The sequence below is a fragment of the Sodalis sp. (in: enterobacteria) genome, from assembly GCF_051710625.1.
GTDB lineage: Bacteria > Pseudomonadota > Gammaproteobacteria > Enterobacterales > Enterobacteriaceae > JBPESN01.
This window is the reverse complement of the sequence record NZ_JBPESN010000006.1, coordinates 25,356-48,389: the sequence shown is the minus strand read 5'-3', so window position 1 is coordinate 48,389 and position 23,034 is coordinate 25,356. Positions and strand designations below refer to the sequence as shown.

The 23,034-nt window shown below is 55.1% G+C and carries 17 protein-coding genes and 9 pseudogenes; 19 read left to right on the top strand and 7 right to left on the bottom strand.

Translation table 11 applies throughout. The annotated features are described in order from the left end of the window. Window positions 1–88: 88 nt before the first annotated feature. Both ACTBDU_RS03555 and ACTBDU_RS03550 read left to right on the top strand, forming a co-directional pair. Window positions 89–523 (top strand): SRPBCC family protein, encoded by a 435-nt coding sequence (locus ACTBDU_RS03555; protein ID WP_438805588.1) that lies wholly within the window; start codon window positions 89–91, stop codon window positions 521–523. Next, window positions 516–800: an RnfH family protein gene (locus tag ACTBDU_RS03550; RefSeq protein WP_438805587.1), complete on the top strand. Its 285-nt coding sequence runs from the start codon at window positions 516–518 to the stop codon at window positions 798–800. The genes ACTBDU_RS03555 and ACTBDU_RS03550 overlap by 8 nt, the downstream gene beginning before the upstream one ends. 98 nt (window positions 801–898) lie before the next feature. Here ACTBDU_RS03550 and bamE read toward each other — a convergent pair whose 3' ends face one another. The 3 genes and pseudogenes from bamE to nadK form a co-directional block, all read right to left on the bottom strand. Further along, window positions 899–1,249 carry an outer membrane protein assembly factor BamE gene (gene bamE, locus ACTBDU_RS03545; RefSeq protein WP_438805586.1) on the bottom strand — a complete coding sequence of 117 codons (351 nt, stop codon included), beginning with the start codon at window positions 1,247–1,249 and terminating at the stop codon, window positions 899–901. 113 nt (window positions 1,250–1,362) lie between these two features. Then, window positions 1,363–3,036, bottom strand: a pseudogene (gene recN / locus ACTBDU_RS03540) (DNA repair protein RecN). An 87-nt stretch (window positions 3,037–3,123) separates the two neighbouring features. Further along, on the bottom strand, window positions 3,124–4,002 hold the full coding sequence (gene nadK, locus ACTBDU_RS03535; protein ID WP_438805585.1) for an NAD(+) kinase: 879 nt from the start codon (window positions 4,000–4,002) through the stop codon (window positions 3,124–3,126). Window positions 4,003–4,125: 123 nt separating this feature from the next. Between nadK and grpE the strand changes: the two genes are divergently transcribed. Next, window positions 4,126–4,713 (top strand): nucleotide exchange factor GrpE, encoded by a 588-nt coding sequence (gene grpE / locus ACTBDU_RS03530; protein ID WP_438805584.1) that lies wholly within the window; start codon window positions 4,126–4,128, stop codon window positions 4,711–4,713. Window positions 4,714–4,960: 247 nt separating this feature from the next. Here grpE and ung read toward each other — a convergent pair whose 3' ends face one another. After that, complete coding sequence (gene ung, locus ACTBDU_RS03525; RefSeq protein ID WP_438805583.1) at window positions 4,961–5,644, bottom strand: uracil-DNA glycosylase; 684 nt, start codon at window positions 5,642–5,644, stop codon at window positions 4,961–4,963. Window positions 5,645–5,963: 319 nt separating this feature from the next. On the opposite strand from ung, the pseudogene grcA reads away from it, so the two are divergent. Beyond that, window positions 5,964–6,347 (top strand): annotated as a pseudogene (grcA, locus tag ACTBDU_RS03520) (autonomous glycyl radical cofactor GrcA). Window positions 6,348–6,952: 605 nt separating this feature from the next. Here grcA and srmB read toward each other — a convergent pair. Further along, complete coding sequence (srmB, locus tag ACTBDU_RS03515; RefSeq protein WP_438805582.1) at window positions 6,953–8,299, bottom strand: ATP-dependent RNA helicase SrmB; 1,347 nt, start codon at window positions 8,297–8,299, stop codon at window positions 6,953–6,955. Between the two features lie 117 nt (window positions 8,300–8,416). On the opposite strand from srmB, the pseudogene ACTBDU_RS03510 reads away from it, so the two are divergent. Then, window positions 8,417–9,176, top strand: a pseudogene (locus tag ACTBDU_RS03510) (tRNA1(Val) (adenine(37)-N6)-methyltransferase). Between the two features lie 534 nt (window positions 9,177–9,710). After that, a pseudogene (locus ACTBDU_RS03505) lies at window positions 9,711–10,346 on the top strand (lytic polysaccharide monooxygenase). Between the two features lie 433 nt (window positions 10,347–10,779). On the opposite strand, the gene nadB reads toward ACTBDU_RS03505, so the two are convergent. Further along, window positions 10,780–12,381: an L-aspartate oxidase gene (nadB, locus tag ACTBDU_RS03500; protein WP_438805581.1), complete on the bottom strand. Its 1,602-nt coding sequence runs from the start codon at window positions 12,379–12,381 to the stop codon at window positions 10,780–10,782. A gap of 414 nt (window positions 12,382–12,795) precedes the next feature. On the opposite strand from nadB, the gene rpoE reads away from it, so the two are divergent. The 12 genes and pseudogenes from rpoE (at window position 12,796) to gpmA (ending at window position 21,223) form a co-directional block, all read left to right on the top strand. Continuing rightward, window positions 12,796–13,371 (top strand): RNA polymerase sigma factor RpoE, encoded by a 576-nt coding sequence (gene rpoE, locus ACTBDU_RS03495; RefSeq protein WP_438805580.1) that lies wholly within the window; start codon window positions 12,796–12,798, stop codon window positions 13,369–13,371. A 27-nt stretch (window positions 13,372–13,398) separates the two neighbouring features. Then, complete coding sequence (gene rseA / locus ACTBDU_RS03490) at window positions 13,399–14,088, top strand: anti-sigma-E factor RseA (protein ID WP_438805579.1); 690 nt, start codon at window positions 13,399–13,401, stop codon at window positions 14,086–14,088. Then, on the top strand, window positions 14,088–15,056 hold the full coding sequence (gene rseB, locus ACTBDU_RS03485) for a sigma-E factor regulatory protein RseB (RefSeq protein ID WP_438805578.1): 969 nt from the start codon (window positions 14,088–14,090) through the stop codon (window positions 15,054–15,056). The genes rseA and rseB overlap by 1 nt, the downstream gene beginning before the upstream one ends. After that, a complete protein-coding gene (gene rseC, locus ACTBDU_RS03480) occupies window positions 15,053–15,511 on the top strand; it encodes a SoxR-reducing system protein RseC (RefSeq protein ID WP_438805577.1) in 459 nt (152 codons plus the stop codon). Before rseB ends, rseC begins: the two co-directional genes overlap by 4 nt. 413 nt (window positions 15,512–15,924) lie before the next feature. Continuing rightward, window positions 15,925–16,149: a transposase gene (locus tag ACTBDU_RS03475; RefSeq protein WP_438805576.1), complete on the top strand. Its 225-nt coding sequence runs from the start codon at window positions 15,925–15,927 to the stop codon at window positions 16,147–16,149. 214 nt (window positions 16,150–16,363) lie between these two features. Continuing rightward, window positions 16,364–16,591 (top strand): hypothetical protein, encoded by a 228-nt coding sequence (locus tag ACTBDU_RS03470; protein WP_438805575.1) that lies wholly within the window; start codon window positions 16,364–16,366, stop codon window positions 16,589–16,591. A 26-nt stretch (window positions 16,592–16,617) separates the two neighbouring features. After that, entirely contained in the window at window positions 16,618–16,830 is a 213-nt protein-coding gene (locus ACTBDU_RS03465; RefSeq protein ID WP_438805596.1) for a DDE-type integrase/transposase/recombinase, read from the top strand. 12 nt (window positions 16,831–16,842) lie between these two features. After that, window positions 16,843–17,049, top strand: coding sequence for an integrase core domain-containing protein (locus ACTBDU_RS03460; RefSeq protein WP_438805574.1), 207 nt, complete (start codon window positions 16,843–16,845; stop codon window positions 17,047–17,049). Between the two features lie 618 nt (window positions 17,050–17,667). Then, a pseudogene (gene galT, locus ACTBDU_RS03455) lies at window positions 17,668–18,722 on the top strand (galactose-1-phosphate uridylyltransferase). After that, window positions 18,719–19,197 (top strand): annotated as a pseudogene (locus ACTBDU_RS03450) (galactokinase family protein); the annotation flags it as partial. The pseudogenes galT and ACTBDU_RS03450, both read left to right, overlap by 4 nt. Before the next feature lie 116 nt (window positions 19,198–19,313). Then, a pseudogene (gene galM / locus ACTBDU_RS03445) lies at window positions 19,314–20,350 on the top strand (galactose-1-epimerase). A 120-nt stretch (window positions 20,351–20,470) separates the two neighbouring features. Next, the gene (gene gpmA / locus ACTBDU_RS03440) at window positions 20,471–21,223 is read left to right on the top strand and encodes a 2,3-diphosphoglycerate-dependent phosphoglycerate mutase (protein WP_438805573.1); all 753 of its coding nucleotides are present in this window, start codon (window positions 20,471–20,473) and stop codon (window positions 21,221–21,223) included. 50 nt (window positions 21,224–21,273) lie between these two features. On the opposite strand, the pseudogene aroG reads toward gpmA, so the two are convergent. Further along, window positions 21,274–22,334, bottom strand: a pseudogene (gene aroG, locus ACTBDU_RS03435) (3-deoxy-7-phosphoheptulonate synthase AroG). Window positions 22,335–22,541: 207 nt separating this feature from the next. On the opposite strand from aroG, the pseudogene ACTBDU_RS03430 reads away from it, so the two are divergent. Further along, window positions 22,542–22,991 (top strand): annotated as a pseudogene (locus ACTBDU_RS03430) (YbgS-like family protein). Window positions 22,992–23,034: the final 43 nt, after the last annotated feature.

Below are 23,034 nucleotides of genomic sequence, written 5' to 3'. Positions count from 1 at the left end.
AGACGTGACATAGCGCACGTAACGGTCTTTTTGTCTCGTTGGAGATAAATGATAATATTAGGGTGAATCGATAAAGACAGGAAAGATTATGCCTCATATTACGCGCTCCGCGCTGGTTCCTTATAGCGCAAAGCAAATGTTCGCCTTGGTTAATGATATCAGCGCCTATTCGAAATTCATTCCAGGCTGTACCGCCTGCCTGGTGCTTGAGCAGAACAACAGCGAACTGACCGCAGAGATGAATGTCTCTAAAGCGGGCATCAGCAAATCCTTCACCACCCGCAATGTTATTACTGAAAATCAGAGTATTGTGATGCTTTTGGTGGAAGGGCCTTTCAGCTTCTTTGCCGGCGACTGGAGTTTCATCCCCCTTAGCGAAGAGGCCAGCAAGGTTGAATTCCATCTCGATTTTGAATTCAAGAACAAGCTGATTGAACTGGCGTTTGGGCGTATTTTCAAAGAGATGGCGAACAGCATGGTCATGGCGTTCACCCGCCGGGCCAAAGAGGTTTACCATGCCTGACATCCGGGTCGAGGTCGTTTACGCCCTGCCGGAGCGCCAGTATCTGCGCCAGCTGGTGCTGGAGGAGGGGAGTACCCTGGAGCAGGCGATTCGCGCATCGGGTCTTCTGGCGCTACGGCAGGATATCGATCTCAGCGTGAATAAAGTGGGCATCTTCAGCCGGCCCGCCAAATTGGAGGATATACTCAGTGACGGCGACCGGGTGGAGATCTACCGGCCGTTGCTTATCGATCCCAAGGAACTGCGCCGTCAGCGCGCGGATCGCACGCGAAAATAACCCGGCACACCCGCCATTCCCTGTCTGCACGACAGCAGACGATTCCAGGCCTTGCACAGGTCAACCTTCACGCCGGCCAAAGTATCGGCTAACGCCGCTTATTGACTGGTGCTGGGGCCTTTGAGCGTCGGTTTGTTGTCAATATGCGTCAGGATGTCGCTGCTGTTAAAGGTCAGCGTCAGCGTTTGCTGCGAGACCGCGTCATGGGCCGGCTCGCGGCGGAAAATGTAATACCAGGTGTTCGAACCGAACGGATCCTTCATCATTGAAGTACCAAGGGTATAGGCTACCTGCTGCTTGGTCATGCTGGTGTGGATTTTTGCGACGTCAGCTGCGCTCAGATAATTGCCCTGATTGATGTCAGGACGATAAGCCACTCTCTCGAACACAGAGCAACCGGCGGTAAACATCAGCATAACGACAGCAGCAGTCAACGTCTTACAGCTCATAATAATCACATTCCTTTTGGGCATAGGGTGCCGATGATAATAGACCTTGCCGGCGTTGGGAACCTCTGCAAGGCCCATCTATGACCGCAGGATGAGAAAAAAGTTGAGCTTTTCTAAGCGGCAAGCAGCTCCCTGGCGTTTGCCAGCATATTTTTTGTGACTTCGCTGCCGCCCAACAGGCGCGCCAGCTGCTGCAGCCGGGCTTTTTTATCCAGCGCTAGCATTTGCGTCTCAGTGGCGCTGCCATCGGTATTTTTACTGACGAAAAAGTGATGATGCCCGAATCCAGCAACCTGCGGCAAATGCGTCACGCACATCACCTGGGGGGATTCGCCCAACTGACGCAGCATTTTGCCCACGATAGCGGCCGTCGGCCCGCTGATGCCTACGTCGACTTCGTCAAAGATTAGCGCCGGCGTGTCTATTTTGCAGGCGGTAATGACCTGTATCGCCAGCGCAATGCGGGATAGCTCGCCGCCGGTGGCCACTTTTGCCAGCCAGCGGCTGCAGCGGCTGGCCGGGGTTGGTGGTCACCATGAACTCCACGCGATCGGCGCCGTCGGCGTTAAGCTGTTCGGGCTGGAAATGCACTTCAATGGCCAGCTTACCGTGCGGCAGGGATAGCTCGTGCATGCATGCTGTGGGTGATATGGCCGGGCCAGGCTGCCGGCGTGCTCAGCACGGCGCTGATGGAGCTGGCGGGCGAGATCCATCGCTTGCTGGTGGTGCCGCTCGACCGCCTCGGCCGGCGCGCCGGCGCAGGCGTCGTGCTGCGCCATCGCCTCCTGTTCCCGCAGGAGCTGCTGATGGTGCTGCGCCAGGGCTTCCGGTTTCACATGATGCTTACGGGCCAGACTGATTTGGCGCGACAGGCGTTGCTCCAGCTCATGCAGGGGACCGGGATCAAGATCGATACGATCGCCGTAATGACGCAGCTCATTGCTCGCTTCAGTAATCTGGATAGCGGCATCCTCCAGCAGCGTCATTACGTCGGCGAGTGATGCATCCAGCGTAACCAGCTCGCTCATCACCTGACGGGCGGCGTGAAGCTGGCTGAGCAGGTTAGCCTCGTTACTTTCGCTCAAAAGCTCCAGCGTTTGCTGTGGGGCGGTAATCAGCTGCCCGCTGTTTGCCAGCCGCTTGTACTCTTGATCAATCTGCTCGGATTCGTCAGAAACCGGCGCGAATTCGTTCAACTCTTTCAATTGATACTGCAGCAGCTCGCGCCTGGCGTCGCGTTCGGCTGCCTGCTGGCGCGCCCTGGCAAGATCCAGGCAGCTTTGGTGCCACTGGTGGTAGGCGGCCGCCATGGCCTGCTGGAGGTCTTTCTCACAGGCGTAGGCGTCCCAGCAGTCGCTTTTGGTGATCGGGACGCAGCATCAGCTGGTGGGCGTGCTGACCGTGAATCTGAATCAGGAACTGACCCAGCTCGCGCAGCTGTGACAGCGGCACCGGCGTACCATTGATAAAGCCGCGTGAGCGGCCGTCCTGGCTTACCACGCGGCGCATCAGGCATTCATTGCCGTTATCGAGCACGTTATCGAACAGCCCGCGGGCTGCCAAGGGGGGGTATCGTTGAGCAAAAAACGCGCGCAAATATTCGCCCTGGCGGCGTCGGGCCGTACCATGCTGGCCTCTGAACGGCTGCCGAGACACAAACCGAGCGCATCGATCGCAATGGGTTTCCCCGCGCCGGTCTCACCGGTAATCACGCTCATCCCCGACTGAAAATCAATCGTTAACGCGCGCACAATGGCGAAATTGGCAATAGTCAATTGAGACAGCATAGTTGCCTTTTTGTATATAAATACACCGCTGTGGTTAATCACGCTATAAACTGGTTTTTTATACAGTAAATCGGCGGCGGCCAAAATTTAGAATAATTTTTTCGACCAGCCTAATTTGCTACTTAACGTATTGAAATAGCTGTAATCATTGGGATGGATTAAATTGAGATAATAGTCGCTGCGGCGAATAAAAATCTCCTCGCCATCCTGGATCGGCAGCGCTATCTGACTGTCGCAGCTGATTTCCAGGTCCGGCGTCAGTTGGGAAAATTTCAGCCCTATGGTGCTGCCGCCGTTAATCACAAGCGGGCGCGAGGAGAGGGTATGGGGAAACATCGGCACCAATGCAATAGCATCCACCAGCGGGGTAAGTATCGGACCGCCGGCGGAAAGGGAATACGCCGTGGAGCCGGTTGGCGTGGCGATGATAAGGCCGTCGGAACGTTGGGAAAAAGCAAAGGTATCATTAATATAGACCTCGAACTCGATCATGTGCGCCACCTTGCCGGGATGCAGCACCACCTCGTTAATGGCGCTGCTTAATCGGCCGCACACATCGCCCCGGCAAACCTGGGCTTCCAGCAAAAAGCGTTTTTCACTGCGAAAGTGACCCGCCAGCACGTCGGATAATTGCGCCAGCGCCGAGTCGGGATCGAGGTCGGTCAAAAAGCCGAGGTTGCCACGGTTGATACCGATGACTTTAATATCGTGGCGCGCCAAAATGCGCGCCGCGCCCAGCATGTTGCCATCGCCGCCGACCACGATCGCCAGATCGGCCTGCTGACCGATATCGGCCAAACTGCCGGTAATGGCTTCGTGCAACGCCAGATCGCGGGCGATCTGATGTTCCATGATAACGTGGTACCCTTTTTCGTTCAGCCAGTGGTACAGCGTTTCATGCGTGGCCAGCGCATTGGGGTGACGCGGATGGCCGACGATGCCGATAGTCTGAAAAGTGCTAGTCATTTGATTGCTGATCCCGGCGTATTTTTGCAAGCTTCATTATGCGTCATCCCTTGAATCCCCGCTATTCATCCCCATAATAACCGGACGAGCGAGAATAATGCTGAACCGCGGAGAAAACTCATGATGAGTAGTAAAGAACAGAACACCCCTGACGAGCAAGTCTCACAAGAGAGTAAAATGGAACAAGGGCAGCAAGCGGAAGCGGCGCCTGAGACGGTTGACGTTGTGGATCCGCGAGATGAGCGTATTGCTGAATTGGAAGCGGCGTTGAGCCAGGCGCAACAGCGTGAGCGCGATAGTGTGCTGCGCGCCAAGGCGGAAATGGAAAACGTGCGTCGCCGCAGTAAACAGGATGTCGAGAAGGCACATAAATTTGCGCTGGAACGTTTCGCCGGTGAATTATTACCGGTTATCGATAATTTAGAGCGCGCGCTGGATATGTCGGATAAAGCCAACGCCGAGCTGGCGTCCACGATTGAGGGAATCGAGCTGACGCTCAAATCTTTGCTGGACGCGGTACGCAAATTCGGCCTGGATGTGGTGGGAGACACGCACGTACCGTTTAATCCCGAAGTGCATCAGGCGATGACGATGCTGGAGTCTGACGAGCATGAGCCTAACCAGGTGATGATGGTGATGCAAAAAGGCTACACCCTCAATGGCCGGCTTATCCGCCCGGCAATGGTTGGGGTATCGAAAGCCAAAAGCTGACGTTTTTCCCTCCCGCCACCCGCGGCGGGAGGGGGGGGCACACCGATCGCGGTCGCCGTCGATAAAAGCGGAGACCGGAGGCTAGCAACCGACCCTCAAAGCCCCTCACGAGAGTATTACATTGCAATGCCCACCCGCTTTTTAAGCGCTTCCGCTAGCAGGCTCGAAAAACTGGCCGCATCTTGCGCCACTGCGCCAGCGCTATTATCTTTCGTGCTCTGTTTTGCGCGCGCAGGATGATGCGCCATTACGCCGTCGGCAACGTTGGCGTCCAATCAATGGGCTGTTGGCATTGCTGTTCCAATAGCGCATTGGCCCTGGAGAAATGGCGGCAGCCAAGAAAGCCGCGATGGGCAGACAGGGGTGAGGGATGCGGCGCTTTAAGCACATGGTGACGTTTTGGGTTGATAATCGTGCCTTTTTTCTGGGCATGGGAGCCCCACAGGAGGAAAACGATGTCTTCACGCTGCGCGTTGAGGACATTGATGACCTTGTCAGTAAAGGTCTCCCAGCCCAGACTGGCGTGGGAATGCGCTTTACCCGCCTCCACCGTCAATACCGTATTGAGCAGCATCACGCCCTGCTGCGCCCAGCTTTGCAGACAGCCATGATTCGGAATAACAAAACCGGGAATGTCGCTGGCCAGCTCTTTATAAATATTGACCAGCGAAGGCGGGGCGGGCACGCCTGGCTTGACCGAAAAAGAAAGACCGTGGGCCTGATTGGGGCCGTGGTACGGATCCTGGCCGAAGATCACCACTTTCACCGCGTTCAGTTCCGTGAAACGAAAAGCATTAAACACATCTTTGGCCGGCGGATAGACAGTCATTCCCGCCGCCCGCTCTCTGGCGACAAACGCCAGCGTTTCCTGGAAATAGGGCAGAGTTTTTTCCTGTGCGAGAGCATCGCGCCAGGTGAGCATTTGCGTCATGATACGCTCCATAATAGTGACGACCTGGCTTAAGCCTAACGTTTTCTCACTGCGGGTTAAACGTTTTCTCGCCCCGGCATGCCGGAAATTATCGCCTTTGCAACAGAATTAAAGTAGCTCTTTAAATAGATTTAAATCAATAATTTAGCGCAGGAATGTCGCCACTTTCCTTCAGAGATTGATTTAAATCAAAGTATCGGCCCCGGATGGCGGGTGTATAATCAGTTTTAAAAATTGGGTTTACCAAATGTCCAAACAGGTTAAATGATGAACAACACGTGTCTGGACGCCGTATGGCACCCCTACCACGGAGGCATCTATGATTATCGGAACACAAATTACCTAGGCTGAAAACAAAGCGCTAATAAACTCTTTTTGGCTGCTGGATGAGACTAACAAACAAGCCCACTGCCTGGTCGCCGTTGCCGGTTACGCTGACGACCAGTTGATTCCCCTGCAGGAACTGGGCAAATTCGAGTACCGTAAAATTCCGCTAGAGCATAAGGAAGTGGTGCGCGTCAAAAATGGGCAGCATCTGAATGTCAACGTGCTGAGCCGCGAGACGCTGGAAAGCGCCGTCGCGAATCCGGAAAAATATCCGCAACTGACTATCCACGTGTCGGGTTATGCGGTGCGCTTTAATTCCCTCACGCCAGAGCAGCAGCGGGACGTTATTATTTGTACCTTCACCGAAGGTCTGTAATCTCGGCGCAACATGCGTGCAAGGGGCCTTTGGCCCCTTTTTTATCGTAAACGAACTCGCGTCAACGCAAGTACCGATCCCACAGCAGCGCAATAGAGGGAGAAGGGAACAGGGTGACGAGACCTTAGGCCTCCGAGGCAGAGGAATACGGAAGGCGGGCCCACCGCGTATGGGCAGGGTTTAAGGTCCATTCGCGGCGAAACCACGGCCTTCCTGAAGGCAGCGGTTGGCGGCCTGGAGCTGAAAGCTGTAAGCGGCGTTTGGCCCGAAGTGCCGTGGATGAGCGCCAAAAGACCCTGTTTCGTTGCGCTTATCGCGGCCCAAACCGGGGATAAAATCGTCCCGCTGTGGCAAAAGTGAACACGTATCGACGCTAGACGCAATGAAAATTATTTGTTTGATAAACAACGAAGTTTATTATTTTTCATCACGAGTGCAACATGCCGGTTACTTTTTGCTAACGATTAATAACACGTTGACGGCGGGCGCCGCGCTAACGTCACGAAAGCACTGCTTTCATTGGGGTGAATCCATTCTATCGTGCTGCGTTTACTAGCCCGCTGCTGTTTTTATCAACATCCCATCGTAGCCGATTGCGCGACAGCTTAACCGTCACTTTCCGGCTTGGTTACGCTTATGGCATCCGGCACCGCTTTCGGCAAACGACGCTTGCCAATATTCTTTTTATCGCGCATACGCACCTTGGTTTTGTCTTTCGTCCGCGCCTGTTCTTTCTTTTCTTTGCGCTTCGCCAATACTTTTTTTGACGGCTTGCCGCTCATCTTTTCTGCCGGGGCGCGCGTGGTGGAGCGCAATTCATCAATTGTGCGCGCCTTTAAGGGTTCGTTAAGGTAACGACTGATCTTTCCCAACAGCAAATAATCGTGCGCTTCCACCAGCGAAATGGCGCAGCCTTTGCGGCCGGCGCGGGCGGTGCGGCCTATCCGGTGGAGATAAACGTCCGCCGTCGCGGGCAGGTCAAAATTGATGACATGGCTGATGTCCTCGATATCCAAACCGCGCGCCGCGACATCCGTTGCTACCAGGACATTCATCCGGCCGTCGCTCATGCGCTTGATGGCCTCATTGCGTTTGGCCTGGACCAGTTCCCCCTCTAGATAACATGAGGGAATGCCGGCGTCGCGCAGCCAGCCTACCAGCTCATGCAACCGCTCGCGCTTGCGGACGAAGACGATAGCTTTGCTGACCTCAGGCTGTTTAAGCAGGCGGCAAAGCAAGGCGGTTTTATGCGTCAGATTATCGGCGCGATAATACCATTGCACGATTTTTTTACGTTCGCGGCGCGACGGCAAGGCGTCGATCTCCACCGGATCGTTTAGCAGACGTTCAACAAAATCCTTGACCGCGTTCCCTTCCTCCAGCGTGGCCGAAAACAAAAGCGTCTGCTTGCGCCAGCGAGTTTTGGCGGCGATCTGCTCGACGTCCTGGGCAAACCCCATATCCAGCATCCGATCCGCCTCGTCCAGAATCAGCGTTTCAACCGCCTGGCAATCAAAATTTTCTTCTTTAATGTACTGTAGCAGGCGACCGGTGGTGGCCACCACAATATCCTGATTCTCGCTGAACACTTTCGCATGATTCATATAGGCCACACCGCCGGTAATGGTGGCGATGTGCAGATGGGTGTGGGCGGCCAGCTGTTTAGCCTGTTCCGCTACCTGCATCGCCAGCTCGCGGGTAGGGGTGACAACCAACACCCGCGGCGGACCGGACTTCTTGCGAGGGAAATCAAGGAGGTGTTGCAAGACCGGCAATAAATATGCGGCGGTTTTGCCGGTGCCGGTAGGCGCCGAACCCAAGACGTCACGTCCGTCCATGGCTGCCGGAATGGCTTCAGCCTGAATGGCGGTGGGGCGCTCAAAGCCTTTGTCGCTTATGGCGGCGAGCAGGTCTTCGTGAAGCTCGAGTTCGGAAAATTGAGTTACAGTCATGGGCTACCTCTGGTTTGGAGCGCAGATTATAGACGGATCCCACGTAATCTTCATCTGTTTGTGCGCGTCAGTTTATTTTAAAGTAGCGGTATACGCCTGCAGAGGAGCGACATGAATATGCTATTCACGGCTGTCACAAAACCGCTGCGGCGGGACGGATTTACCTTTAAACAGTTTTTTGTCGCTTACGATCGATGCGCAATGAAAGTCGGCACCGATGGCGTGCTGCTGGGCGCCTGGGCGCCTGGGCGCCGGTCATTGAGGCGGGCAGGGCGCTGGACATCGGCACCGGCAGCGCCCTGGTTGCGCTGGTGTTGGCGCAGCGCATGCACGGCGCTATTCCGATCGAGGCTGTCGAACTTGGACCCGGACGCCCTGCCGTCAGGCGCGGGACAATTTTGCCGCCAGCCCTTGGGCGATATCCCTGGGCGCTGTCGAGGGCGATATCTGCGCCTATGTCGACAGGGCGTCGCGGCGCTATAAAATGATCCTCAGTAATCCGTTCTATTTTGACGCGGGGCCGGCCTGCGCTACCCCTGCGCGCGAGCGGGCACGCTATACCCGGAGTCTGAGCCATCAGGCGCTGCTGACGGCCGCCGCCACCGCGCTGCTGGAAGAGGGGCACGCTGGCGTTTATCCTGCCGTATGCCGCCGGGGAGGCGCTCATTGCCCGCGCATTAACACAGGGCTGGTGGCTGCAGCGGTGCATTGATGTCAGCGACAGAACAAAGCAAATTTGCCACCGCACCAGCTACTGCTGGCCTTGACGCGCCGGCCGATGCCGATGATTCATGATACGCTGACGTTACGCGACCCGTCGGGCGTCTGGACGCCGGCGTTTTGTACCCTGGCTGGCAGATTTTATCTGGCGTTTTAACCACCGAGCCGTTCTGGGTTGCAGGTGCGTGGCAGCTGCGCAGTGGCAAACCTGTTTCTTCATGAAACAGATGTGCAGGGACCGCATTCCCGCGTTCATTCTGTTTCCGTCCGTTATCAACATTGAATATTTCATCCGCCCGGGAGGTGATCCGTACCTATTGCGACGTTAAAATGCGTGGATAACTTATATAGCGTCTCTATCTTTATTTCCCCTCAATCTTTATTTTCCCTTCAAAGAGAGAAGCGCCCCTTTTAAATGGCATAAGCATGAATTACTGCCGCGCAGTGTTATGCCGCCATGCTCGCCGCGGCTAAAAGTGAAATATGATACGAAGTGCGGCGAGCAATATTCTTTGGTGACAACCTGGAAATTATGTGCGGGGCAGCTGCCGGCAGTCCTGTCGTCATAAAATAGGCATGGGCTGGGTGTTTTTATGTCTTCACCACGGCATCATAATTTGGCCCCATAGAAAGACGCTAATAAACCGTCTAAAAATAAAGTAATTTATTTATATAAATAGTGAAAATAATTATGGATAAAGATAATACTATGCTTAGACATGGCTGCATCACTTTCCCGGAATCACGGTCTAAAAAAATGAGACAATGGTGGGCAAATGCGTTAGAGAGTAGAAAGCTTTTCCCCGCAACGGAGGCTGGTTTAGCCGATAAATTTGCCCCACGTGATGAACGTAATGCCCTCCCGCCAAAAGATGGCCAGATTGCCAGTGCCGGTTTCACGGATGGCGGCACTACCACTGCACCGCTCAAGCTGGATGAATACGCTGAAGACCGCTGGGAAAAGAATGAAATCAAAGCCAATTCTGTGGTGGATTTTACCTGGCACTATACCGCAACTCGTGCCACACGGCGTTGAAATTATTTTATTACCAAGGATGGCTGGAACCCTAATGAACCTTTGAGCCGCTCACAGTTTGAGCAAGCGCCTTTTTTCATGGTGCAAAATCCGCAGCAGCCGTATTGGGAACATGCTAATGAATTGACGCCAAGCGCCGAGGGGACGGTTCATAAAATTCAAATGCCCAACAAAAAAACTACCATGTTATTCTCGGTGTATGGGAAATCGCCAACACCGCAATGGTTTTTTATCAAGTTATCGATGTTAATTTTGTCTGAATATGATTGTCCGAGAATGCTCTTTGTTTAATTAAAGGCAATGGCCATGTCATCCGTGGCGGTATGCGTTGAACGCTTATTTTATTTGCTCTTTTACTGACAACGCATACCGCCGTGCTTAGCGTTATTCAAATGCCGTGTCGTTGAATAACTTCATTGACGTCAGCAAAGCAGTGGGAAAGCGAGCGCGCCACCCACCCACGCAGCAAGGAGGAAATAGACAGTCAAATAGCCTTATGGGAATCGGAGAAAATAGCGTTAACGCCAAAGTGTGTCTTTTTTCACATTGGGCTTATTCCTTATGGCCCAGAATATTTTTGTTATCTATATCTGCTCTGCCATCGCCATCCTTGAGATAAGCGTGTAAAAAGGAGGGTGGCATTTTCCCCATGCCTTCTGCGCTATAGCACAATGGCAACGGGATAGTCATCACCTGTTGCGTGTTTAACAGGTGATAATCTCAATCAGGGCTGTAAAATGGTCGGCTGCGGGTCAGGCTGCATAGCGGGGTAATCCAGCGTGAAATGCAGGCCGCGACTTTCCTTGCGCTGCAGTGCGCTTTTGACGATCAGCTCGGCCACCTGTATCAGATTGCGGACCTCCAACAGATTATTGGAAATACGGAAATGGAAGTAGTATTCGTCGATTTCGCGCGTCAGCAACTCTATGCGGTGCAGCGCGCGCTCCAGCCGTTTGGTGGTGCGGACGATGCCAACGTAGTCCCACATAAATAGCCGTAGCTCATGCCAGTTATGTTGCAGCACCACCTCCTCGTCGGAATTGCTGACCCGGCTTTCATCCCAGGGAGGCAATTGGCGAACCTGGGCTATGGCCGGCAGACGGCGTCGGATATCTTCCGCCGCCGACCAGCCATAAACTAGGCACTCCAGCAGGGAATTGGACGCCAGGCGGTTGGCGCCGTGCAGGCCGGTATAGCTGACTTCCCCGATGGCATACAGACCGTCAAGATCGGTGCGCCCGTGGTTATCCACCATTACGCCGCCACAGGTATGATGGGCGGCCGGGACGATAGGGATGGGCTGGCGGGTCAGATCGATATCCAGCGTCAGCAGCTTGTCATAAATGGTCGGGAAATGCTGGCGGATAAACGCCTCCGGCCTGTGGCTGATGTCGAGGTACATGCAGTCGGCGCCCAGCCGCTTCATTTCATGATCGATTGCCCGGGCGACAATATCCCGCGGCGCCAGCTCAGCGCGTGCGTCGAAATCCGGCATAAAACGGCTGCCGTCGGGCCGGCGCAGATAAGCGCCTTCGCCGCGCAGCGCTTCGGTCAGCAGGAAGTTGCGCGCCTGCGGGTGGAACAAACAGGTCGGGTGGAACTGATTAAACTCTAAATTGGCGACCCTGCAGCCGGCGCGCCAGGCCATGGCGATGCCGTCACCGGAGGAAATATCGGGGTTGCTGGTATATTGATAGACTTTGGACGCGCCGCCGGTGGCGAGCACCACCGTGCGTGCGCGGCACAGCTCCACCCGCTCTTTGGCGCGGTTCCAGATATAGGCTCCCACCACCCGCCGCGTGCCCAGCAGTCCCAGGCGGTTGGAGCTGACCAGATCCACCGCGTTGCAGCGTTCCAGGATCTGAATGCCCGGGTGCGCTGCCGCCTTGCCGACCAAAGTGGTTTCCACCGCTTTGCCGGTCGCGTCTGCGGCGTGCAGAATACGGCGATGGCTGTGGCCCCCCTCGCGGGTGAGGTGGTAGCGGTCGCCGGGCGGTGTCGAGGTGTCAGTGTCAAACAGCACGCCTTGATCTATCAGCCACTGCACACAATGGCGGGCGTTGCCGGCAATGAATTCTACCGCCTCACGATCGCAGACGCCGGCGCCGGCTATGAGCGTATCCTCGACGTGGGAATCGACGCTGTCGGTTTCATCGAATACCGCCGCGATGCCGCCTTGAGCATACAGCGTGGAACCCTCATTCAGCGGGCCTTTGCTCAGGACCATGACATCGCAATGCCCGGCCAGACGCAGCGCCAGCGATAACCCGGCCGCACCGCTGCCGATAACCAGGACATCGGTAGCATATTCAGTTGATGGTTGCATAGCGGATGGTGTGTATTCTGATAGAAAAGACTGTTTGGCAATGGTACCACCCAATGCCGGCTGGCTGTACCGCTTATTGCTGCTTTTTGACGCGGTTTTATTTACGCATGTTTACTGACAGCATGGCGAATTCACGTTACCCTGCGTTTTTTATTGCGACTGTTTCGCGCGGAGCTTTGGCCCTGCGAGAATCTGGGTAGCGGCCATTCTATTTATGGTAGTCTAGGGCAAAGCCCGGCCGGCGGCCCTGGCGTACTTGTGGCCGCGCCCCTTATTTTAAGAAAAATACAAGGCGTGGCGGAACTTTATGATTATCATTAACTCCAACCGCGAGTTTGCTCGTAAAATTGGTTCAGAAGCTGGCGGTACTATTTATTTGCGCGTGGAGAAAAATTTGAGGAGACATTACCTCGGATGAGCGAGCAGTTAACGGATCAGGTGCTGGTTGAACAGGTCCAGAAAAACGACCAGAAAGCGTTCAATTTACTGGTCGTTCGCTATCAGCATAAAGTGGCGAGCCTCGTGTCGCGCTACGTCCCGCAGGGGGACGTGCCGGACGTGGTGCAGGAATCGTTCATCAAGGCCTATCGGGCCCTGGCGTTGTTTCGCGGCGACAGCGCATTCTATACCTGGTTGTACCGTATTGCGGTCAATACGGCGAAGAATTACTTAGTGACTCAGGGACGGCGTCCGCCCTCCAGCGATGTGAACGCCAGCGACGCGGAAAATTACGAAAGTGCCGGCGCATTGAAAGAAATATCGAACCCTGAGAATTTAATGTTGTCTGAGGAGTTGCGACAGATAGTATTCCGCACTATCGGGGTGTTGCCCGAAGACTTGCGTATGGCGATTACGTTGCGCGAGCTAGATGGCCTAAGCTATGAAGAGATAGCCTCCATCATGGATTGCCCGGTAGGAACGGTGCGCTCACGTATTTTTCGTGCGCGCGAAGCAATTGACAATAAAATTCAACCGCTTATTCAGCGTTAACGACGGCGGCAGGAGAAGGTACCAGGCATGCACAATGAAAAGCTTTCCGCTCTGATAGATGGGGAATCGTTTGACAGCGGACTGTTTAACGATTTGTCCAGGGATGTTAAGTTGCAGCAAAGCTGGCAACGGTATCACCTTATTCGTGATGTAATGCGCGGTGACGCGGGTAAAGTTTTTCACCTCGATATTGCCGATCGAGTGGCCGCCGCCATTGCCGAAGAGCCGGTGCGTATCGCGCCGCAGGCCGTAACGGAATCGCAGCCGACGCCGGACTCCTGGCACCGCTCCCCGTTCTGGCGCAAGACCCGGCTTTTTACCTCGCGCGTTGCCCGGTTAGGCGTCGCGTCACACCTTACCCAAATCGGTGTCGCGGCCTGCGTCTCGCTGGCGGTTATCGTCGGCGTGCAGCATTACAATACCCAGCAGGGCGTTGGTTATGACAGCAGTCAGCCAGAAAACCCCGTATTCAATACTCTGCCGATGATGGGCCAGGCGTCGCCGGTCAGCCTGGGCGTCTCTTCGGCCAACGGCGCCGGGGTGGATAACGGCAATCAGCAGGTGCAGGAACAGCGCAGGCGCATCGACGCCATTTTGCAGGACTATGAGCTGCAGCGCCGCCTGCATGCTGATACTCTGCAGTTCGATCAGCAAGACGCGCAGCAGGCCGCCGTGCAGGTGCCGGGCACGCAATCATTAGGAATGCAGCCGCAGTAATGAAGCAACTTTGGTATGCCGTGTGTTTGTTGACGGGCAGCCTGCCCTATTCCATCCACGCGCCGGCTCAGACTAGCGCATCTGGCGCGTTGCTCGCGCAAATGAGTCAGGCCAGCCAGACGCTGGACTATGAATATGCATACGTGCTGGTGAGCACGCTGGGCGTCGACTCGCTGCGCTACCGCCACGTGGTTAGCGATAAGCAACGGCTGGCGCAGCTGCTGCAAATGGACGGTCCGCGTCGCGAGATTGTCCAGCGTAACGGCGAGATCAGCTATTTCGAGCCCGGCCTGGAGGCTTTTACCCTTCAGGGCGATCACATCGTTGATTCTCTTCCCTCAATTGTCTACGCCAATTTTGAACGCCTGGCGCACTTCTACGATTTTATTCCGGTGGGCCGCGCCCGTATTACCGATCGTTTGTGCGAGGTGGTGCGGGTTGTCGCGCGCGACGGCACCCAGTTCAGTTATATCGTCTGGATTGATATCGCCACTAAACTCCCGCTGCGCGCCGATCTGCTGGATCGCGATGGCGAAGCGCTGGAACAGTTTCGCGTCATCGCCTTTAACGTCGACAAGCAGGTTGAAAACAGCACGGCCGGGTTGGAAAAGGTGACCTTGCCGCCCCAGCTGGCGTTGCCGGCGTCCGCCACCGACAATTTCGACTGGCGCGTTAACTGGCTGCCGGCGGGCGTGTCCGAAGCCTCCCGCAGCCGTCGTACGCTGCCGAGCATTAATGAACCGATTGAGGCCAGGCTGTATACCGATGGCTTGTTCAGCTTTTCGGTGAACGTCGGCCAGGCGAATACCGCCACTAACTCCGGCAATGGGGAATGTCTCATTCGCACCGGGCGACGTACCATCCATACCGAACAGCGCGGCAACCGGGAAATCACCGTCGTGGGCGAACTGCCGCCGGCCACGGCGAAGCATATCGCCGACGGCGTCGTTTTTCAGGCGCAGCCATGATTAAAGAATGGGCTACGGTCGTCACCTGGCAGCAGGGCATTGCGCAGGTGCACTACGAGGCGCGTGAGGGGTGTGGCAGCTGCCACACCCGGCAGAGCTGCGGTACCCGTCTTCTCGACAAAATGGCACCCGGCACGCAGCATCATTTAGAGGTGGCCAGCCCGTTGCCGCTGGTACCGGGACAGCGCGTGGAGGTGGGTATCAATGAGGGTAGCCTGCTGCGCTCCGCTTTTCTGGTGTATATGCTGCCGCTGCTGGGACTTATCGGCGGCGCGGCGATTTTCCAAGGCATGCTGGGTACCGATCCGGCTGCCGCCTGTGGCGGCGTGGCGGGCGGTCTCGCCGGTTTTCTTTGCGCGCGCTATCTAGCCCACCGCACGTCTGAGACGTGCGCCAATCAGCCGGTGATTTTACAGGTGGCGCTGCCGTCTTCGTCATTGCATGTCCAGGACTAACGCTCGCGCCCCGGCAGCGTTGCGTGTTAGGCGTGGCGCTACGGCGTGCGGCGTGCGCGCTTGCTTCGGCCCCTGCCGTATATTCGAGACGGAGTATACGGCGTGCAATTATGTATGCGGGCCAGGACGCCTTGTGCCACCGTCGGGACGACCGACCGGCGTGGAGCATCTTGAACGGTAGCGCGTTCTACGCCTTCCGACCTCTGGTTAACCCTGCGCTTTCGTTGCCACGCCAAAACCGAGCGCGAATCCCGGCAATTGGCCCCCGCCATTCTTCCTTGCTTCCATCAGACAGTCTAAACATTATTTTGTGGGCCGTCGGGGTCACGCACCCCGCAGGGTGTAGTGGCACACTGAATTTGGCCACCTGAACAGAGGTGATATGCTCACCTCGAAACAACACGGGTGCAGCAATGAAAAGAAGAAATTTTAGTCCTAAATTCAAACGCGAATTCGCTCAACTAGTTGTCGACCAAAATTACACCGCCGCGCAAGCAGCAAAAGCCATGGACGTCGGCCTTTCTAGGATGACGAAATGGGTAAAACAACTGCGTGATGAGCGACAGGGGAAAACGCCAAAAGCCTCTCCCATAACCCCGAAACAAATCGAGATGCGTGAGCTCAAGAAGAAGGTATAACGCATTGAAATGGAAAACGAAATATTAAAAAAGGCTACAGCGCTCTTGATGTCAGACTCCCTGAACAATTCTCGTTAATCGGGAAACTCAGAGCGCATTATCCTGTGGCCACACTCTGCCACGTGTTCAGGGTTCATCGCAGGCAGTTACAAATACTGGAAAAGTCGTCCTGACAGGCTAGACGGCAGGCGAACGGTATTGCGCAGTCAGGTTTATGAACTGCACAGTATCAGCCATGGTGCCGCTGGCGCGAGAAGTATCACCACCATGGCAACCCAGAGAGGCTTCCGCATGGGGCGCTGGAGAAGCAGGCAGGCTCATGAAAGAGCTGGGGCTGGTCAGTTGTCAGCAGTCGACGCACAAGTATAAGCGTGGCGGTCAGGGGCATGTTGCGATCCCGAATTATCTTGAACGCCAGTTCGCTGTAACGGAGCCAAACTAGGTATGGTGCGGTAATATGCCGTATATCTGGACCGGGAAACGCTGGGCTGGGCTATGTCGTTCTCCCCGGACAGCAGACTGAGCATCAAAGCACTGGAAATAACATGGGAAACGCGTGGTAAACCAGCCGGAGTGATGTTCCACAGCGATCAGGGTAGTCACTATACGAGCAGGCAGTTCCGACAGTTGCTGTGGCGTTACCGGATTAAACAAAGCATGAGTCGGCGTGGTAACTGTTAGGATAACAGTCCGATGGAGCGCTTCTTCAGAAGTCTAAAAAATGAGTGGATACCGGTAACGGGCTACATAAGCTTCAGCAAAGCAGCTCATGAAATTACCGACTATATCGTGGGATATTACAGCGCACTCAGGCCGCATGAATATAACGGTGGGTTGCCACCAAACAAATCAGAAAATAGATACTGGAAAAACCCTAACGCGGTGGCCAGTTTTAGTTGACCACTACAAAATCAAAAAGGGGGCTAATGAGGTTGGTAAAGTAGCATCAAAAGATAGCCTAGCAAGCGAACGCAAAAGGGCCGTTTAAAAAACTATAAATTTCTTGTTTATTTTTAGTAACACAATTGTTAATAAGAGAATTTTTAAACGGTATTTAAACTTATCCAAATTACAATCAATCCAGTCCAGAATATAGTGCAAAAAAATCATTTTTCGCTCACTTTTTTGCGACGAGTCCAGAATCAGTAAAATCACTGTAATCCGCGCTAGTAAAGGGCTTTCGGCTAATTCATCATTTCCCTTGAGAGTCCAGAAATGCTTGCCACTCCACATGACTACCTCACGCGACTGGCCCGGCGTGCATATTTATAATCTGGGTGCGGGCAAAGGCCATAGCGTGCTGGACGTGGTGGCGGCGTTCAGCCAGGCCTGCGGCAAGCCAACTGCCATACCATTTTGCTCCCTGCTATGCCGGCTCCTGGCCGCCTATTGGGCTGCACCGGAAAAGGCCGCGCGGGAGTTGCACTGGCGGGTCAGCCGGACGCTGGAAAACATGGTCCGCGACACCTGGCACTGGCAATCCCGGCACCGAGCGGCTATCCGGATTAAGGAGACAGCATGCAGCCATTTAATCCCGTCGCTCATCCGCATCGGCGTTACAACCCTTTGCCCGGTCAATGGATCCTCGTTTCGCCTCACCGGGCAAATCGCCCCTGGCAGGGACAGCAGGAAACGCCCTCGGTGCAAACGCTACCGGCCCATGATCCGGACTGTTATCTTTGTCCGGGCAATACCTGTATCACCGGTGATCGCAATCCCGATTACCGTACCACGCACGTGTTTACCAACGATTTCGCTGCGCTGATGCCGGATACGCCGGACGCACCGCCCAGCGACGGCCCCCTCTTTCGCAGCCAGGGTGCCCGCGGCACCAGCCGGGTGATCTGTTTTTCGCCGGACCACAGTAAAACGCTGCCCGAACTGTCGCTACCGGCCCTGGAAGCGGTGGTCAATACCTGGCGTGAGCAAAGCGCGGAGCTGGGCAAGACCTATCCTTGGGTGCAAGTATTCGAGAACAGAGGCACCGCCATGGGGTGTTCCAATCCCCATCCCCATGGGCAGATCTGGGCAAACAGTTTCCTGCCGAATGAGGCCGAACGTGAAGGCCGTTTGCAGCGGGAGTACTTACCGGCAGCAGGGCTCATCAATGTTACTCGACTACGCCGCCCTCGAGCTCGCGGGCGGCGCGCGCACCGTGGTGGATTCCCGCCATTGGCTGGCGGTCGTTCCTTACTGGGTCGCTTGGCAGTTTGAAACGCTGTTGCTGCCCAAACGCCCTGTCCAGCGCTTGCCCGATCTGGACAGCGAGACCAGTGCCGATCTGGCGTTGGCGCTGAAAAAGCTCACCAGCCGCTATGACAACTTATTTCAATGCTCTTTCCTTTACTCTATGGGTTAGCACGGCGCGCCCTTTAACGACGGCAACCATGCCCATTGGCAATTGCACGCGCATTTTTATCCGCCGCTGCTGCGATCCGCTACGGTGCGCAAATTTATTGGTGGGCTATGAAATGCTGGCGGAAACCCAGCGCGACCTGAGCGCAGAACAAGCCGCCGAATGCCTGCGGGCGGTCAGCGAGAATCACTTTCGGCAATCTGGAGCCTCACAATGAGTTTACAAAACATCACTGCAACCGTTTTTCGCGACGCCTTTGGTTATGCCCCTGCCCTGACAATCAAGGCACCCGGCCGGGCCAATCTTATTGGCGAACACACCGATTATAACGACGGTTTTGTACTACCCTGCGTCATCAATTACGAGACAATCATAAGCAGCGCCCGCCGCGACGATCGTAAAATCCGGGTTATTGTCGTGGACTATGACCGCCAGCACGATATTTTTATCTCTGGATAAGCCAATTTTGTCCCATGCCGATCAGCAATGGTTTAATTATGTGCGCGGTGTGGTAAAATATTTACAGCGCCGGGACGGAAACTTTGGCGGTGCCAATGCCGGACAATATCGCGGTGGTTATCGTCAACTCCAACGCCAAACGTGGCTTGGTGGACAGCGAATATAACGCCCGCCGTCAGCAGTGCAAAACCGGCGCGCGCTTTTTCGCGGTGGAGAAATTGCGCGATGTGGCGCTGGTACCCACTGACCGCGTGAAGGACGTGCGGGCGGCCGTGGTAAAACACTACGAGCAACAAACCAGGTTGAAAGCAGCAGTTTATGTCTGTCACGCCAGCGAAGGAGCGGGGGTATGCTGAAAGAGTATGAATCAGGCCAGGCGCCCAACGGTCAGCCATTCTGGCTGGTCACCCTCGGCAATGATCAGGGGTTTCAGGTCACCCTGATGGACTGGGGTGCCACCTGGCTCTCCTGTCAGGTCCCACTGCAGGCGGGGGCGCGGGAAGTTCTGTTGGGCTGCCCGACGCCGATGGATTATTTGCGCCAGACCGCCTATCTCGGCGCCACCGTCGGCCGCTACGCCAACCGCATTAGCCAGGCGACGCTAAACCACGATGGCAAGCGTTTTACGCTTGCCGCCAATCAGGGCGAGCATCAGCTGCACGGCGGGCCGGAAGGGTTTCACAACCGGCGCTAACAGGTGGTGGAGCACGATCAGACCTCCGTACTGTACCGGCTGCATTCCGCCGACGGCAATCAGGGTTATTCCGGCAATCTAGTGACGAACGTGCGTTATTCCGTTACTGACGATAATGCGCTACAAGTTGATTGTCACGCCACGGTAGATAAGCCCTGTCCGGTCAATCTCATCAATCACGGCTATTTTCACCTTGACGGCGCCAACAGCGATGTTCGCCAACAGCGCCTGCAGATCATGGCCAATGATTACCTGCCGGTGGACAGCAAGGGGATACCTTGCGCCGATCCAACCGATGTCGGCAACACCGGTATGGATTTCCGTCAGCCGAAAACCATCGCCACCGACTTCTTGCGCGACCGTGACCAGCAGCGTATGAAAAGTTACGATCACGGCTACCTGCTATCCGGCTCTTTCCAGCGCAGAAGATCCTGCAGCACGCCTCTGGTCCGCCGACGGCAAGGTGCAAATGGAGATGTACACTACCGCGCCGGCCATACAATTTTATACCGGCAACTTTCTTGCCAGCACGTCAGGGCGGGGAGTATCTTAACTACAGCGGACTGGCGCTGGAAAGTGGGTTTCTGCCGGACAAGCACGAACCATCCGGAATGGCCCCAGCCCACCTGCTGGCTCCAGCCGTCGGGGAGGCCTATGATTCGCAGACCCGATATCGGTTCCAGGCATTGTAAACAGTTTGCCGATGAGATTTATTCCCGTGGTTGGCCCACTGGCGGTTGCCGCCTGATACAAGTAGGTTATATAATGCGGAGAGTTATCATGAAAATCTTAGGACTTTGAGGAGTCGTGTAATGGCTGTAACTAAACTGGTTCTGATACGTCACGGCGAAAGCCAGTGGAACAATGAAAACCGTTTCACCGGCTGGACGGATGTAGACCTGTCTGACAAGGGCCGCACCGAAGCGAAGCAAGCGGGCCAGGTACTGAAAGCGGATGGCTATGTCTTTGATTTCGCCTACACCTCGGTACTGAAGCGCGCTATTCATACCCTCTGGGGCGTCCTGGACGAGCTGGACCAGGCCTGGCTGCCAGTGGAAAAATCCTGGCGTTTGAATGAGCGTCATTACGGTGCGCTGCAAGGGCTCAATAAAGCCGAGACCGCGGAAAAATACGGTGACGAGCAGGTGAAACAGTGGCGGCGCGGTTTCGCGATTACGCCGCCGGAACTCACCTGTGAAGATGAGCGCTTCCCGGGCCATGACCCTCGCTACGCCACCCTGAGCGCCGCCGAGCTGCCGACGACCGAAAGCCTGGCGTTGACCATTGATCGCGTGATTCCTTACTGGAACGAAACGATTCTTCCCCGCATGAAGAGCGGTGAGCGGATCATTATCGCCGCCCACGGTAACTCCATTCGCGCCATGGTGAAATTCCTGGACAATCTGAGCGAAGAAGAAATTCTGGAACTGAATATTCCGACGGGCGTGCCATTAGTGTACGAATTCGACGGCAATATAAAGCCGATTAAACATTACTACTTCGGCAACGCTGACGAAATCGTCGCCAAAGTCGCCGCGGGCGCTAATCAGGGTAAAGCGAAATAACCGATGCGCCTTGCGGGGCGCTCAAATGACGCTGCGTCGGCGCATTGTTGTTATCTCTGCCGACGCGCGAACACCGCTTGCGCCAAGCCAATTGGGTAAGCTAGATGCTCAGTATCTTCCCAATCGATGCAAGCGTCCGTCACGCTCTGGCCATAGACCAGCGTGCCAAGTTCCGCGCTCTGATTCCTTTCAACCAGATAACTTTCCACCATCACGCCGATAATACCGCTTTCACCTGCCGCCAGGTGTTGGCAGACATCGTCCGCCACCGTCATTTGTTTCTTGAACTGTTTGCTGCTGTTGGCATGGTTGCGATTGATCATCACCTGCGCCGGCAGCCCGGCCTTGGTCAGTCCTTCTTTCACGGCCTGAACATGATGGGCGCGCTGTAGTTGGGCTCGCGGCCACCGCGCAAAATGATATGGCAATCGGCGTTGCCGCTGGTGTTGACGATAGCGGAATGCCCCCACTTGGTGACCGACAAGAAGCAGTGCAGCGCGCCGGCGGCGTTGATGGCGTCAATCGCAACCTTAATGGTACCGTCGGTGCCGTTTTTGAATCCCACCGGGCAGGAAAGAACGGAAGCCAGCTTGCGGTGAACCTGGGATTCCGTGGTACGGGCGCCGATAGTTCCCCAGCTCATCAAATCCGCCAGATATTGCGGGGTGATCATATCAAGAAACTCGCCTGCCGCTGGCAAACCGCTGTCGTTGATCGCCAGCAGTAAACGGCGCACGATACGCAGCCCATCGTTAATGTGGAAACTGTCGTCCATTTGGGGATCATTGATAAGCCTCTTCCAGCCGACGGTGGTGCACGGCTATTCAAAATAGACTCTCATCACCACTTCCAGCTCGCCGCTCAGGCTTTCGCGCAGTTTGAGCAGGCGCCCGGCATAGTCCAGCGCAGGGTCGGGGTCTTGGATCGAGTAAGGGCCAGTCACTACCAGTAGACGATCATCATTACCTTTAAGGATCTTGTGAATCGCCGAACGCGCGGCGAAAACGGTACTGACTATGCGGTCCGTCGCCGGATATTTTTCTAATAACGCTACCGGCAGCAGCAATTCGTTGATCTCGGTAATGCGTAAATCATCATTTTGGTAATTCATGTTAATTCTGCTTAGCTCCAGGCATGACAGGTTTAAAAAAAGCGATCCAATCTATCCCTTGTGGTCCAGACTATAAATCCACAAAGCAGTATTAAAAGCTATAAAATTTGATATTGGCTAATTCTTTACTATGCATAATTTATGATAAGCCAAAGATAACCGGCACTTAACTCCGGTCAGCGCCGGCTTTCATTTTTTCACAGTGGGATGCTTTTTATTTCGACATTCTCTCTCCAGCGGGCTTTCCGTCCGCAGAGCTTTACCAAAAACGGGTTAAGAGGAAAAACTATGCAGACGAACATCAGTAAAAAAATGGCAATGCTTTTTCTTACCACGGCAATGCCGCTGGGCAGCGGTGCAGCCATGGCGGCTCCCGGTACGGGCTCTAACGCGGGCGGTACCGATAACGGTGACTGAATTGCAAAAAAATGCGCCGAACAGCGTGGATAATAAGGCTGTTAACAAAACAGCAGCACTAATACCAATACCACCGGCTCGACAACGGGTACCGATGCTTCCGGCCTAGATAAAGCCGAGCAGCATAAAAACACCATGTGTAAAGACGGCCGTTGCCCAAACGTGAACAAAAGAGTTGAAACCGATACTACTGGCACAGGATCGCCGGAAGGCACTAAGACCGACGGCACGACGCAGTAAAACTCAGCCGGTAACTTACGCAGGTCCATTGCCCGGCCTCTAT